At 55.5% G+C, this 14,558-nt stretch carries 16 protein-coding genes; all 16 read left to right on the plus strand.

What is annotated here, in order from left to right; translation table 11 throughout:
* Window positions 1–104: 104 nt before the first annotated feature.
* The 16 genes from WNY38_RS12605 (at window position 105) to WNY38_RS12680 (ending at window position 14,549) form a co-directional block, all read left to right on the plus strand.
* Window positions 105–1,484, plus strand: a complete 1,380-nt coding sequence (locus tag WNY38_RS12605; RefSeq protein ID WP_342857698.1) for a hypothetical protein — start codon at window positions 105–107, stop codon at window positions 1,482–1,484.
* Window positions 1,485–1,642: 158 nt separating this feature from the next.
* Window positions 1,643–2,710, plus strand: a complete 1,068-nt coding sequence (locus tag WNY38_RS12610; protein ID WP_342857699.1) for a phage protease — start codon at window positions 1,643–1,645, stop codon at window positions 2,708–2,710.
* Window positions 2,710–3,144, plus strand: coding sequence for a hypothetical protein (locus WNY38_RS12615; RefSeq protein ID WP_342857700.1), 435 nt, complete (start codon window positions 2,710–2,712; stop codon window positions 3,142–3,144). Before WNY38_RS12610 ends, WNY38_RS12615 begins: the two co-directional genes overlap by 1 nt.
* A gap of 15 nt (window positions 3,145–3,159) precedes the next feature.
* Window positions 3,160–4,053, plus strand: coding sequence for a Mu-like prophage major head subunit gpT family protein (locus tag WNY38_RS12620; RefSeq protein ID WP_342857701.1), 894 nt, complete (start codon window positions 3,160–3,162; stop codon window positions 4,051–4,053).
* Window positions 4,054–4,145: 92 nt separating this feature from the next.
* A complete protein-coding gene (locus WNY38_RS12625; RefSeq protein ID WP_342857702.1) occupies window positions 4,146–4,493 on the plus strand; it encodes a hypothetical protein in 348 nt (115 codons plus the stop codon).
* Window positions 4,494–4,547: 54 nt separating this feature from the next.
* Complete coding sequence (locus WNY38_RS12630; RefSeq protein WP_342857703.1) at window positions 4,548–4,976, plus strand: DUF1320 domain-containing protein; 429 nt, start codon at window positions 4,548–4,550, stop codon at window positions 4,974–4,976.
* A complete protein-coding gene (locus WNY38_RS12635) occupies window positions 4,976–5,413 on the plus strand; it encodes a hypothetical protein (protein ID WP_342857704.1) in 438 nt (145 codons plus the stop codon). Before WNY38_RS12630 ends, WNY38_RS12635 begins: the two co-directional genes overlap by 1 nt.
* On the plus strand, window positions 5,410–5,586 hold the full coding sequence (locus tag WNY38_RS12640; RefSeq protein WP_342857705.1) for a hypothetical protein: 177 nt from the start codon (window positions 5,410–5,412) through the stop codon (window positions 5,584–5,586). Before WNY38_RS12635 ends, WNY38_RS12640 begins: the two co-directional genes overlap by 4 nt.
* Window positions 5,587–6,516, plus strand: coding sequence for a hypothetical protein (locus WNY38_RS12645; protein ID WP_342857706.1), 930 nt, complete (start codon window positions 5,587–5,589; stop codon window positions 6,514–6,516).
* Window positions 6,517–6,554: 38 nt separating this feature from the next.
* The gene (locus tag WNY38_RS12650; RefSeq protein ID WP_342857707.1) at window positions 6,555–6,887 is read left to right on the plus strand and encodes a hypothetical protein; all 333 of its coding nucleotides are present in this window, start codon (window positions 6,555–6,557) and stop codon (window positions 6,885–6,887) included.
* A 101-nt stretch (window positions 6,888–6,988) separates the two neighbouring features.
* The gene (locus WNY38_RS12655; RefSeq protein ID WP_342857708.1) at window positions 6,989–7,276 is read left to right on the plus strand and encodes a DUF1799 domain-containing protein; all 288 of its coding nucleotides are present in this window, start codon (window positions 6,989–6,991) and stop codon (window positions 7,274–7,276) included.
* A complete protein-coding gene (locus WNY38_RS12660; protein ID WP_342857709.1) occupies window positions 7,273–9,795 on the plus strand; it encodes a phage tail length tape measure family protein in 2,523 nt (840 codons plus the stop codon). Before WNY38_RS12655 ends, WNY38_RS12660 begins: the two co-directional genes overlap by 4 nt.
* Window positions 9,792–10,214 (plus strand): hypothetical protein, encoded by a 423-nt coding sequence (locus tag WNY38_RS12665; protein WP_342857710.1) that lies wholly within the window; start codon window positions 9,792–9,794, stop codon window positions 10,212–10,214. The genes WNY38_RS12660 and WNY38_RS12665 overlap by 4 nt, the downstream gene beginning before the upstream one ends.
* Window positions 10,211–10,735: a hypothetical protein gene (locus tag WNY38_RS12670; protein ID WP_342857711.1), complete on the plus strand. Its 525-nt coding sequence runs from the start codon at window positions 10,211–10,213 to the stop codon at window positions 10,733–10,735. Before WNY38_RS12665 ends, WNY38_RS12670 begins: the two co-directional genes overlap by 4 nt.
* Window positions 10,732–11,199 carry an NlpC/P60 family protein gene (locus tag WNY38_RS12675; protein WP_342857712.1) on the plus strand — a complete coding sequence of 156 codons (468 nt, stop codon included), beginning with the start codon at window positions 10,732–10,734 and terminating at the stop codon, window positions 11,197–11,199. The genes WNY38_RS12670 and WNY38_RS12675 overlap by 4 nt, the downstream gene beginning before the upstream one ends.
* Window positions 11,196–14,549: a phage tail protein gene (locus tag WNY38_RS12680; protein WP_342857713.1), complete on the plus strand. Its 3,354-nt coding sequence runs from the start codon at window positions 11,196–11,198 to the stop codon at window positions 14,547–14,549. Before WNY38_RS12675 ends, WNY38_RS12680 begins: the two co-directional genes overlap by 4 nt.
* Window positions 14,550–14,558 lie beyond the last annotated feature (9 nt).

The following is a 14,558-nucleotide window of genomic DNA, read 5'->3' on the forward strand; positions in this document are numbered from 1 at the left end:
GGAATCAGATTTCACGAAACGCTCAAACATTAAAATTGTATTTAGAGCCATTCCCCGCGACAATGTTCTTATTCAACCAGGAATTATTACAAGGATTATTATCCATGAAACGCAACTGTATAGCTGTTCTGGCAGCATGTATAATATCTACACCCAGTATTGCTTCCGCAGGTTATGTCGCCGCCATCGCGTCAGATGACTGCATCATTACTGCAGGACGCAGTACCGACAACACCTCCATTATGGACGAAGGTTTCGCTCACCTTGAAACAGTTAGACCAGATAAGTTTGGCACGAAAAGTTTAGTGGCTTCAGCTCTAGCAGCAGAATTTGCTCAAACAGTTGTGAAGTTTGGAGTGTCGGCAGCTGGTAGTTATGTTAAATCGCGCGCAGCAGACGCTACTCTAGAATATGATCAAGTATTGGCGACAAATCTTCTTTCAATCGAATCTGGAGAGCTCGTTGGTAAAACCGACGCGGGTACCAAATGGTCGTTTCCAGTTAAAATAAACCCAAGTGTGCGATGCGTTACTGTTGTCACAAATGTTGGACCTGTTGTGGCTGCCGCACCCTTTTACAAAACAGATCCATCCTTACTCTGGGACGAAACGTGGGATGAAACAGGACCTGATTTCAACGGCAGGGTGGTCAAAAGATTACACGATGCTGGCTTTGAGTTTACGAACCCTAACCCATCAACAGTATTTGAAGCACGCTGGGAGTTTTCGCCGGATGGCAAAGGAATCATCCTGAGACCCCTATATTTTACCGCAAAGAATTTTGAGAGCACAAAACAAACAAACGCCTATGCCAGCAATGGTACGAGAAGCGTTGGATATACAATCACCCTGAGTATTCCCAAGGATGGTAACACTGAAACAAAATTGGCATCGCAGAATATAGTTTACCAAAATGTAAGAGTTAAAGACGGCGTCGCAACACTTGGAATTCAGAGCGTCTCGAGTGGCTTCGGTCCTAAATGGGCTGGACCAAATTCCAGTAGTCAAGGATGGGAGGCGATTTCAATAGGGGATATTGCGCCTGCAGATGGTATACTATCCAAGTTAAACGACCCAAAATTTGACAGCTACCCGTTGGCGATAGAGCCCCTAAATATACGTGTGAAAGTCTCGGTCACCGAGGAAGCATCAGAGCTTTATACGTTTCTCGCCAAATTTATCGAAGACAATAAGGTCGAAAGCCGTATTTCGGAGGCTCTTATTTCTGAATTTGGCTTATTTACCGATGATCAGAAAAAAGAAGATTTCATTGATGAAATAGAGGCAAAAATCACGGAACTGGAGGCTTTTAATACCCTCTATAAATTGTCTGATGTCGACACGGAAAGTGATGAGTACAAAGAACAAATAAAGAAATACGAGACAGATATCTTAGAGCTTAAAATTTTAAAGGCACAGATAACGTATGGTTGCGATCCAACTGGCGGAGTAACAACTGCAGAGTGCTCCGTCGATGAAGAATAGTACATATCTTTTAATTCATAGGTGACGCCCTTTCATCGTACGTCCGTATATATTAATTAGCTCACCATAATATGCCGACTTAGGATTAGGTCGAACAAAAACCCCGCCCCCCTTGGCGGGATTTTTTATGGGATTTTTTGGGCCAATTTAGGCCCATCATGAACACACCAAATCACATAACCGCCCTTATGGCAGCTCAGACCATCGCGCCTGCACAGGCTGGTGATGCGCCTGAGTGGATCCATCTTTTGCCCGGTGGCGCGCAGGTTGAGACCGGCGACCGGCGCGGACCGTATCATATCAACGATGCGCAGGCGATTATCGACGCCTCATTCGCGGGCGAAACCCGTCTCGCCGTTGACGAAAACCATTCTATCGACTTGGCCGCCCCCAAAGGTGGGGCCTCGCCTGCGCGTGGCTGGATCACCGAGATGCAAGCACGTGATGATGGCATTTGGGGCAAAGTCGAGTGGACCGACGCGGGTCGCGATCTGGTCGCCACCCATGCTTATCGCGGCATTTCCCCTGTCATCACCCATTCCAAGACCAAAGCGGTGCTCAGCATTTTGCGCGCCAGTCTGGTCAATCAGCCGAACCTCAAAGGTCTGGCCTCTCTCAACTCACAGCAACAGGAAACAGACATGAACTTCATGCAACAGATGGCCCAGAAACTGGGCCTCGGTGCGGACGCGTCCGAGGGCGATATTTTCGCAGCAGCGGACGGTCTCAAATCAGATGACACCAGCACGGCCCTGCAATCGCAAATGTCCGAGATTGGCACCGTGCTGGGTGTGGATGGCGGCGACAGCACAGCCATCTTGGCAGCGGCTAAGGCGGCAAAATCCACAGGCTCAGACGAACTCGTGGCCCTGCAAGCGACCATCACCGAACTTGGCAAAACAGTCACATCACTGCAAAGCTCGAACACCACAAACAAAGCCACCGCCTTTGTTGATGAGGCCATCAAAGCCAAGCGTGTTGGCGTAAAGCCGCAGCGCGATGTGTTCATCGCCATGCATGCCGAAAATCCCGAACGCACAGAGGCCTTGATCAACGCCCTGCCCGCCCTCGGCCCATCTGGCATGTCTGATCTGCCACCCGCTGCAGACAAAGACGGCAAAATCGCTCTCAACGCGCAACAACGTGACGTCGCTGACGTGCTTGGCCTGTCGCATGACGACTTCGCCAAATCACTCGCGTCTGACCCCAATCAGGAGGCATTATAATGACTGCTTTGATCGCAGGCCGCAACACTCCCGCCAAGGCTGGAGATGTGCAAGTTGGGCTGGTTGCCGCCGCTGTAAATATCTTCGCTGGGGCCATGCTCGTGCGCAATGCCTCTGGCCACATCCTGCCCGCTGTCACAGGCACGGATTTGATCGGCGTGGGCCGTGCCGAGGTTGCCGTGGACAATTCGGATGGGGCTGCAGGCGACGCCACCGCCACCTTCAAAAACGGGCGGTTCCGATACGCCAATTCCGCAGGCGCTGACGAGATCACCATCGCCGACATCGGCCAGCCTTGTTTTGCCGTGGATGATCAGACCGTCGCCAAGACCGATGACACAGCTGCGCGCTCGGCCGCTGGCATTGTCGAAGACGTCGACGACTTGGGCGTTTGGGTCATTTTTAACGAAGCCCTGACGCGCGCTGCGCTTTAACTAAGGATTTCAGATATGCTGATTACAACAACCTCACTGGCCGCTTTGCGCACCGGGTTTTCTCTCAAATTCAATACTGCTTTTGGCGAGGTCAAATCCCTGCGCGACCGTGTGGCCGAGACCATCCCGTCCACCGATGGCGAGAACCTCTATGGCTGGCTTGGCGAATTGCCCGGCATGCGCGAATGGCTTGGGGCGCGCGTCATTCATGGCCTCAAAGATCATGACTACCGCATCGTCAACAAAGACTTTGAGCTGACGATTTCCATCCCGCGCAATCATATTCTTGACGACAAACTGGGCACCTACGGCACGCGCTTTGCCGCCATGGGCCGTGCCACAGGGCGTCACCCAGAACAACTGGTTTGGGAAACGCTGCTCGCAGGTTTTGCATCGGCTTGCTATGACGGCCAGCCCTTCTTTGACACCGACCATCCGGTGATCGGTGAAGACGGTGAAAAAATCACCGTGGCCAATACTGACGGCGGCACAGGCGCGCCGTGGTTCTTGATGTGCACCAATGAGGTGATCAAACCGATCATCTTCCAAGAGCGCCAAAAAGCCACCTTTGTCTCACTTGATAAGCCGACAGACGAAAACGTCTTTATGAATAAGGAATTCATCTACGGCGCAGAGTCGCGCTGTGGTGCGGGTTATGGGTTCTGGCAACAAGCTTGGGGATCAAAGCAAGACTTCGACGCCACCACCTATGAGACCGCCCGCACGGCCTTGCAGTCGATGAAAGCTGACTATGGTCGCCCATTGGGCATGTCGCCAAACTTGCTGGTCGTTGGGCCAAGCAACGAGTCCGCAGCACTCAAGCTGATCAACTCCGAATTGGCAGCAGGCGGCGAGACCAACCAATGGAAAGGCACAGCCGAAGTGCTGGTCGTGCCTTGGCTCGCATAACGCACGTCACTTGATTGAGCGGTCCGGCAGCAATTCGCCAGACGACAGCAAGACCGGACCGCTTTGTTCAATTGATCCCACAGGAGACCATCATGACAGATCGCAAAACACTCGAAACCCGCGCCACAGAGCTGGGCATCAAATTCACCGACGGCTGGAAGGACGAGACGCTAGAGAACCGCATTGACGCTCAAGAAAAGGCCAATGCAGAGGCCGAAGCAACAAAAGGCGATGTGATCGGCTCAGCCGACGAAGACCAGGAACACTCCAAATCAGGTGGCTATGTCGATGTCACCGGCCCAGCCAAAGGCCGCTGGCGCATTGGCAAACATTTCACTCGGCAAACCCAGCGGATTGCATTGGCGGACCTCAAGGATGGAGAACTGGATGCGCTCGAAGCTGATCAAGAACTCGCCGTCACGGTTGTGCCCGCCTCCTAATTTGCCCCCGTTTCTGCCCCCGTTTAACACTCTTTAAAACAGGTTCCCCGCCCCGTGTCTTATACCGACCTAGATCAGCTCACAGACCGCTTTGGCAGTAAAATGCTTGTAAATCTGACGGATCGCAGTGATCCACGCACGGACGCGGTGGACACCGATATCGTTGATCGCGCCATTGCTGACACGCAGGCCGTGATCGACGGGCATCTCGTGGGCAAATACGCTTTGCCGATCACAGATGTGCCGCCTTTGATTGCCGAATTGGCCGCGACCATCGCGATCTACAAATTGCATATTTACACGCCTGCGGAAAAAATTGGCGACGACTACAAGCAAGCGCTGCGGTCCTTGGAGAGCATCGCAAGAGGCACGATCAAATTGTCGATCGAGGGCGCGCCCGCCGCAGCGGGTCAAAGCTCTGGCGCGCGTCTGACAGACCGCAAACGCCCCATGACCGCCGCAAACATGACGGGCTTTATCTGATGGGTATCGTGATTGCGGATGTGATGGCGCGGCTCAAAACACAGGTCACAGACCTGCGCAGCGTTGAAGGCGTGGCCGATTTCACCACCTTGCTGAAGCAAAACGCCCTGCCCCAACAAACGCCTGCGGCCCATGTGGTGCCCACCGGCATTCGCGGCGGCAAGCCTGAGACCGCCACAGGCGTTTTTACCCAACCCACATCTGAGGCCGTCGCCGTCATTTTGACTGTGCGCACCAACGACCAAGCGGGCGAAAGCGCTCTTGGGGCCGTTGACGCGCTCATCGAGAGCACCATTGCCGCCCTCGCAGGCTGGGCACCGAATGACGAGCTGGGCGTGTTTCAACTTGAGCGTGGCAGCGTGCTGGACCTGTCGGCAGACGCGCTGGTGTATCAGCTCGAATTTTCCATTTCCGACCAATTGAGGATCACATCATGACCCAAACATCGAAGGCCAAAACATCAAAGGCCAAAACCACACCCCAGCCGCTTCCCCAAACCGGTGGCAGTTTCACACTGGAAAAAGGCGCGCTGACACCAACCGCAGGCGTCAAAGTCGCGCCAAAACCTGCCTCAAAACCAGATGCAACATCGCACGAAGAGGAGGCCTAGATGACTAAGCTTTTTCGCAAAAAGATCGTCCTGTTCAAAATGGAAGACACTTACGGCGTTGATCCAAACCCAACAGGTGCGGCCAACGCAATCCTCACCAAAGACTTCAAGTTCATGCCGATGGAAGGCAACGACGTGAACCGCGATCTTGAGCAGCCATATATGGGATCTCAGGGCACCGTTGCGACTGAGTTGCACGCAAAGATCACATTTGACGTCGAGCTGTCGCCATCTGGCACTGCAGGCACCGCCCCCGCTTGGGGGCCGTTGTTGCGCGCCTGCGCTATGGCCGAAACCATCGTCGCAGGCACGTCTGTGACCTATAATCCCGTCAGTGATGGCCATGAAAGTGCCACGCTGTATTTCGGTCTGGACGGCACCAAATACGTGACCCACGGCGCACTTGGCAACGTCACGTTTATGGTTGAGGCTTCCGGCGTTCCCTACCTTAAATTTGAGTTTACTGGCCTGTTCACCGAGCCAACCGAGATCGCCATGGACACGCCTGTTTTGACCGCGTTCAAAAAGCCGCAAGTGGTCACAAAAGCCAACACCACATTTGATCTGAACGGCATCGCTTTGATCCTGCGCAAGCTGTCTTTGAACGCTGGCAATTCAGTCGATACCAGCTTTTTGATCGGCGAAGAGGCTGTGGACATCACCGACAAAGAAGAAGCGGTCGAGTTCACCGTCAAAGCCGTCGCCCTCACCACCTTTGATCCTTACGCCGCCGCCCTCTCTGATGATGATCTGCCCCTCACTTTGGTGCATGGCACAACCGCTGGTCGGATCGCCACGCTGGAAATTCCCAACCTCGAAATCCAACGCCCTTCAAGCTTGGAAGACGTGAATGGAAAGGTCGAATGGCCGCTGCGCGCGCAGGCTTTGCCGACCTCTGGCAATGACCAATGGACGCTGACCCTCACCTAATCCGTCAAAACATAGCCTTCAAATCACAGGATAAACCCATGTTTAAGATCAGCCAAAACCACGCATTTACGCATACGGTTAAAGTTCAAACACCCATTGATGACGACGAGTTTCGCACGGACACGTTCAAAGCGCGCTTCAAAATGCTGCCCAGCAATGAGGCCGAGGCATTTGATCTGCGCTCGCCAGAGGGAACAAAGGACTTTGTGCGCGCCGTGGTGTTGTCCACCGAAGATATTCTTGGAGAAGACAACAAACCCATGCCCCACACGCCCGAGCTTTTGGAGCAATTGATCAGCGTCTACGCCGTGCGCATTGAATTCGTGAACACATATTTCGCGGCGGTGACCAAGGCCCGTTTGGGAAACTAAAATGGATCGGGCGGGCTTGGGCCACAGGCACGCTCGATCAAGACGCCGGTGAGGACGCGCTGCATGCCGACGCCGCACTTTGGGAGATCGATCCCGCCCTATTGATCCACGCGGGCGATGATGACGACGACGATGACGACAATGACGCGGATGATCAAGACGGGGTTTGGCCGGAAAACCTACCAGCTCTGACCGCCTTTATGCGCATCCAAACGCAATGGGTCGTGGCAGGCGTCGGCATGGCGGGACTGCTCACCATTGGCCTGAACTACGCATGCGCCAAGGCAGGTTTGGAATTGGCAGGCATCGACGTCACCCCAGACCTTTGGGACGACATTTTAGTGATTGAAGCGGGTGCTGTGCCCGCATTGAACGAAAGCACCTCATGACATTTAACATCGCCATTCTTATGCAAGCTGACGGCGACGGTGCGCGCGCCGAAGTCACGGCTGTGGGCGATGCGGCCAAGAAAACCACCAGTGCAGTCAAAGGCATGGGCAGCGCCTCACAGACCACCTCAACCCAAACCAAAGGGCTGGGATCAAGTGCTGATCAAGCCGAGGCGCGCATTAAGGGACTGACGGCCGCCGAACGTCAAAGTGCAGCGGCTGCGAAAGCCATGGGGCAATCCCACCGTGTGGCCGCCGGTCAAACCGCCAACCTTGTGGCCCAAGGCAATGACGTCATGGTCATGATGATGGCGGGCCAAAACCCGCTGCAATTGGCGATGCAGCAAGGCACGCAAATCTCGCAAGTCGTTGGCCCTATGGGGGCTGCAGGTGCGTTTAAGGCTTTGGGCGGCGCTATCATGGGCATGCTCAATCCGATCAGCCTTGTGACAATCGGCAGCATCGCGGCTGGCGCTGCCATGGTCAATTGGCTGCGCGACTCTGGGCCAGATGCGGTGACGCTGGACGATGCCTTGAGCGATATGGGCGACAGCGTTGAGCGCTATATTGCCCTGCTTAAAAAAGCCCAATCGCCCCTTGCCGATCTGCGCGCCGAATATGGAGCGATGGCCGACGAGGCACGGCAAAATTTGCTGGAATTGGCAGAGATTGAGCGCCGTCAAGTCCAACGCAATGCCGCACAGGTGGCCTCATCAATCACAGGCGGCCATGGCACATATCGTCAAGGGCATCAGCAGGCCAAAATTGCCGATCAGTTTGATCTAAAACTTGATGGCACGGGGCGTGAACTGGGCCGTGAGCTGGTCGGCCCCGTCATTCAAGCCTATGCTGAATTGGATGTGGCGGCACAGGGGTCGATCTCCGATCAAATAAAGGGCTTCGAGCAGCTTCTTTCAGTGTTCAGGCGCGCCGCCGAGGCTGCAAATGGGATCACAGAATCCGAAGACGCGACGATGAAAGCACTGCTGGAACAGCTTGCAAATCTGCGCCGCGTTCAAGCACAAGGCCCCGATGCCGTTGGCTTCAAAGATGATACGTGGGCATTGGCGCAAACCAGCGCATTACGCGATCAAGCGTCCTTGCAAGAGATCATCGCCCAATTTGGCGCAGACAGCCATGAAGCGACGGTTTTGCGCACTATGCAAGAGCGCTTGGCCTATGCAGCAACGCTCAACACGCGAGACGTCAGTCAAAGCGTAAAAGACGAGTTGATGGCGTCTTGGGATGCCGCCAATGGCCTGTCTGGCGTCAACACATCGGCGCAACTTGAACTGGCGGCGAACCAAGCCAGCAAGATCGCCAATGAACTGGCCCGCGCCGTCGACAATGCGATCTCGCTGGCCAACCAAGGCGTGGGGGCCGCCGACCGTGCGCGCATCAATTTTGAGTTTCGCGAAGATCCGATTGGCCGAGCTGAAGCCTTGGCGATGGCCGAATTCGATTCAGGAACCCAACTGCCTGTCGGTACGGATCAAAGCGTCGTCGACAAAGTAAATGATGAACGCCGCGAGTTTGTAGCCGCCCGTGTTGAGGCCGCAGGATACACCGAGCAATTGCGCCAATGGCAAGCCGCACAAAACGCCGCAAATCGCAAAAACGCAGGCGGTGCTGGCGCGGCCGTCAAAGCCACGGCACAGCAGCGCAAAGCTGTCTCTGATTTGATTGCTGGCCTGCAAGATGAGATCGCAATTCTGAACACGAGCAACCCCGTTCAAAAGGAAATGCTGCGCAATCGCGAAGCCATGATTGGTGCCACCGATGCCGAGCGTCAAGCTATTGGCGACTTGATTTCACAACGCAACAAAGACACCGAGACGATTGATCAACAGGCGGACACATGGGCTGAGTTGCGCAGCACATCCTATAGCTTTTTTGAGGATTTGCGCTCAAGCGGCGGCGATCTGGAACAGACCTTTGCCAATCTGGCGAGCGGCATCGCTGACATGGTGTATCAAGCAGCGCTCTTGAATGAAGGCCCGTTGGCTGGATTGTTTGGCGGAGAGCAAAGTGGCGGCGTTATTGGAACTGTTTTGGGCGCTATTTTCCCCAGCCTTGCCCCCGCGACAACCGCCACCGCCACCGCCATTCCAGCAAAAGCAGACGGCGGGATGATCTATGGCAAAGGCGGTCCCAGAGACGATCAGGTGCTCATGTATGGCTCAAACGGCGAGTTTATGATGAACGCCAAGGCCACAGCCAAACACCGCCACCTTTTGGAAGCGCTCAATTCTGGCGGCAACTTGCCGGGCTTTGCCAATGGCGGCGCAATCGGCGGTGGCAGTGCCTCCTCTATGACACCCCAAATCAACATCATGCCGATGAACAACAGTTCTGTGCCGCTCAATATGGAAGTTGAGGAGAGCACCGGCCCGCGTGGTCAAAAACAACAAAAGCTGGTGATTTCCGACACCGTCGCGACGGGCCTGTCAGGTGCTGCCGCTAAACGTCAAATGGCGTCCCAATATGGGTTGCGCCAACGGGGGACTGGACGCGGATGATCCTCACTTGGCCAGATACCCTTCCCAAACCAGAGCGCAACACATGGCAGCTATCGCCGCAGGATGCGCGCCACAAACGTCAGCCCGATCAAGGCCCTGTGGGCTATCGGCGCAAGTTCTCCTCTGTGGCGAAAAACGTCGGCCTGTCTGTGGATTTGGACCGCAATCAAAAGGCGATTTTCGATACCTTTTATCACCGAGACTGTGCCGAGGGCGTTAATCTTTTCTGGATGCCAGACCCGACCACAGACGGTTGGGCCATGCTTGCCTCAGACGGGCGTCCGCTTTTGACCAGTGACGGTGCCCCACTGCTCATGGCGGCAAAGTGGCTTTGCACCTTTGGCGATCAAGTGCCGGTTGAGACGATTTCCGGTCAGGTAAAGTTTCGCAAAAATTTCAACGTGCAGGTGATGCCATGAGACGCTTATCGCTAAACGCGCGCGCCGCCCAAGATGCGGTCGCCTCTGCTGAGATCGAAGTGATCTTGTTCGAGATCAACCACCCCAGTTTGGATGCGCCTATTCGGTTGTCCACAGACAACACAGAGCGCCTATCAACTGAGCCTTTGATTTACGGCACGCGGTCCACTTGGCGCGACGCTGACCCCGCCGCTGAGCCGTTCATGTGGGTGGTCGCCTCTGCCATTTTGCCATCCGATAGCCAAGACGACGCAGGCGAGGCGCAGATCGTTTTGGATGTGCTGGACGCTCAATATGCCGAGCTGTTGTTGAGCTTCACTGATCTGGCCACCTTCCACATGGCCGTCGTTCTGGCCTCAGCGCCCGACGTCATTGAGCTGGAAGAATTGGACCTCAGTCTCACCGTTGCCGAGATCGCAGACACAGAAATCAGCCTGACCTTGTCGCGCCAAGACATCGAACTTGAATTTTATCCAGCGGGCCGCATGACCCGCACCAAATTTCCGGGACTACATTTATGAGCTGGTCAAACAATTACATCGGCATTCCGCAAGCAGACTTGGGCCGCACCCGCGAGGGCGTGGATTGTTGGGGCCTTTTGGATGTGGTGTATCGCGAAGAGCTGCACATCTCTCTGCCTGCCTATTTGGGCTATGGCTCGCCGGATGAGTTGGAAGAGATTTCTGCGCTTGTGGATGGCGCAAAACACTCCCCGCTTTGGCTGCCAGTTCATGGCCCTGCTATGGCCTTTGACATCGCGCTGTTCAGACGTGGCAAGTTTTCCTCTCATGTCGGGATTGTCGTGCGCCATGGCTTGATGGTCCATGTCGTGGGCACAGATCAAAGCAAGCTTGAGCGCTATGACCAAGGGCGCTGGCAACACCGCTTTGAGGGCCATTGGCGACATCGTGACATGGCCGATAAATACCAGGTTCAATCCACACTTCAGCGCCCTGTGCAAATCATCACAGGGGCCGCGAAATGACCCAAAACGATGATCATATACCAGTCGTCGCAGCGCCGCATTGGAACTGGGATGTTGAGGGCGTTCATCTAGACGCGCCATATGGGTTTACGGTCGATCAGATCGTGCGCTTATCGCTGGAAGGCGTCACCGAACGCGAATTAATGCAGGTCCGCGTGGCGCTCGTGACACCTCGAAGCATCGACATTGTGCCGCGCGCGTATTGGCAACGTGTGCGCCCCAATACGGGTGTGAAAGTGGTGATCCGCATTGTGCCATCCGGTGATGACGCGCTGCGTTCAATTTTGACAATTGTGGTGGCCGTTGGGGCGGCGGCCTTGGGCGCGGCATGGGGGGCAGCCGTGGGGACTATGGTTGGGGCATCCACCGCCGTGGGCACCGCCCTTGTCACTGTTGGCGTCACCTTATTGGGCAATTTGTTGATCAACGCGCTGATCCCGCCAACCCAAGAAGATGATATTCAAAACACCTATTCAATCTCAGGTCTCAAAAACCGTGCGGTGCCCAATGGCGCGGTGCCGGTCGTACTTGGTAAAATGCGCGTGGCCCCGCCCTTTGCGGCCCTGCCCTACACCGAAATCGTGGGCGATGATCTATACATCCGCACGCTGTTTGTGCTTGGAGAAGGTGAAGTGTCTGTCGATGATATGCGCATCGGCGAGACCAGCTTGTCAGAATTCGACGAGGTGGAAATCGAAGTGCGCAGCGGCATCGATGACGATCTGCCGGTCAGCCTGTATCCCAGCCAAGTGGTTGAGGAACAGATCGGCGTTGAGCTGACCCGGCCCCTTGTGCGCGATGATTTAGGCGACGTGATCGACGGCGAGGATGCCATTGAAACCCCGATTGTGCGCACCACGGGCGCAGACGCTTCAGGCGCGTCGGTTATATTGTCTTGGCCCTCTGGTTTGGTGAAGTTCAATGATGATGGCGATAAGCGATCACACAGCGTGAAGGTGCGCATTGAACAGCGCTTGGTTGAGGCGACCGAATGGCAACTTGTGACCGATCTGCAAGTTACAGCCAAGAAGGTTGAGAGCTTTTACCGCCAACACTCTTGGCAGTTTCCAAGTCGTGCGCGGTGGCAGGTGCGTTGCACCATGCTCACAGATGAAAGCACCAGTTCAAAATTGACACAGCGCACCAATTGGACTGCCCTTCAAACCCTGCGCCCCGAATATCCGCTGAACTATTCACGCCCTCTGGCGCTGGTCGCTTTGCGCATCAAAGCGACGCATCAATTGTCAGGCGCGCTGGACACTTTCAACTGTCTTGTGAGCCGCATTTGCCTCGATTGGGATGCCGCATCTGCCACATGGATTTCCCGCGCCACGGAAAATCCCGCAAGCTTGTATCGCCATATTTTGCAAGACACAGCCCTGCCCACACCGCGCACCGATGCCCAACTTGATCTGGACCTTTTACAAGACTGGCATGAGTTCTGCGACCTAAACGGGCTGACATTTAACAAAGCCCTGTCTGAGACCAGCACGACCCTGCGCGATGTTATGGCAGAGATCACAGCCGCCGGACGCGCCACACCGCGCCACGACGGCCTGACATATGGCATTGTGATTGACCAGCCTTTGCCCGCTGACGAGGCGCTGATCGTTGACGAAATCTCGCCGCGCAATGCTTGGAACTTCAAAACCACGCGGTCTTATTTCGAGCCGCCGCATGCCTCTGTCGTGACCTTCTTGGATGCGGATAATGATTATAAAGAGACCCAACGCCAAATCCGCTGGCCCGACTATGAGGGCGATATCGAGATCACCGAAGAGCTGCCCATGTCCGGCAAAGTCTATGCAAGTGAGGTGTGGCGTGAAGGCCGTCGTCGCCAGTTGGAAGCCAGCTATCGCCCCGACACATTTGAGGTCACGCAAGACGGACGGATTCGAACTGCGACGCGCGGCGATGACGTGATGACCAGCCATTATTCAATCTCGTGCGATCAACAGCCCGCGCGGGTCAAGCGTGTGTTCGGCGCGTTGATTGAGCTGGACGATCTTGTGGTGATGGAAGCAACTGAGACCTATGCACTGCGGTTTCGTTGGTTTGAGACGGCAGACGATGTGATCGGGCAATCCATTGTCAGAATTGTGAAGACGGTGGCGGGCGAGACTTGCGTTTTGACCCTTGAGGGCACGGGGCCAGTGCCCTCACCTGACAGCCTTGTGCAGTTCGGCAAATCAGACGCGACCGCGTTTCACCAGATCGTGCGCACGGTTGAGGGCACCGTGGATGACTGCTCGATCTTCAAAATGGTGGCCGCTGCCCCTGAGATCGACATTGAGCTGGCCGCGACCGAGATCCCCGCGTGGTCCAGCCGCGTGGGGGCCGAGATTGACGACAACCTGTTGCAGCCCTCAGCGCCGCGCTTTTCGTCGATCACATCGGGGATTTCAGGCACAGACACGGCAAACCAAATTGCCTATCTTATTGAGGCCGGTTCGGGCGCGGTGCCGACAGCTTCCTTTGAGATCGACCACCGCTTGTCAGGCCAGACCGTTTGGATCACGACCACGATCCCAGTGGCCAACGGCGGCGGCACCATTGATGACTACGCCACCGGCGACACAGTGGAAATGCAAGCGCGCGGTGTCAGTTTAACAGGCATTGAAGGGCCGTTTACCAGCACTGTCTCAATCATCGTGGGTGAAGGTGATGCGGATATTCCAGCCGCATTGGATGAAGACAGCATCGCCGTCACAACTCTGCTTGGCGGGGCTTTGATCCAGATCGCGACCGGCGATGACGCGGCAACGACGGCCTTGCAAATCTACCGCTCAACATCTGCCACGCTGGACCGCGAGACCGACGCGGTTGGCGATGCAATTTCGGTTGATCCTAAATCCAGTTATTCCACAACGCTTGGCGACACCACCCGTGAAAACCTCGTTTCAGGCGGCGCAATGACCGATGCCGCCGCGTGGGATTTGGATGCGGGCTGGGCCATTACAGACGGTGTGGCCACGCATACGGCGGGCACGACAGGCGCGATTGCGCAAAGTTTTGCGGCCACGTCGGGCAAATACTACCGCCTTGGATTTACGGCATCTGCCATCACGGCGGGCACGCTAACACCGCGCCTCACGGGCAGCTCAGACCGCGCAGGCACGGCCATCACAGCGGACGGCATTTACAGCGACCGCATCCAAGCTGTGACCGGCAACGACACGCTGGAATTCCTCACAGACACAAGCTTTGACGGCACGCTCGATGACGTCACCGCCTACTTGGAAACCTCCGGCTGCCTCGATCAAGGCACCCACTACATCTGGATCGAGCCGCAAAACGCGGACGGTCTCAACGGGCCTGTCGCTGGGCCTTACGCAATCACAATCATTTAGGAAAACAAC

This window comes from Pacificibacter sp. AS14 (assembly GCF_038899935.1).
GTDB lineage: Bacteria > Pseudomonadota > Alphaproteobacteria > Rhodobacterales > Rhodobacteraceae > Celeribacter.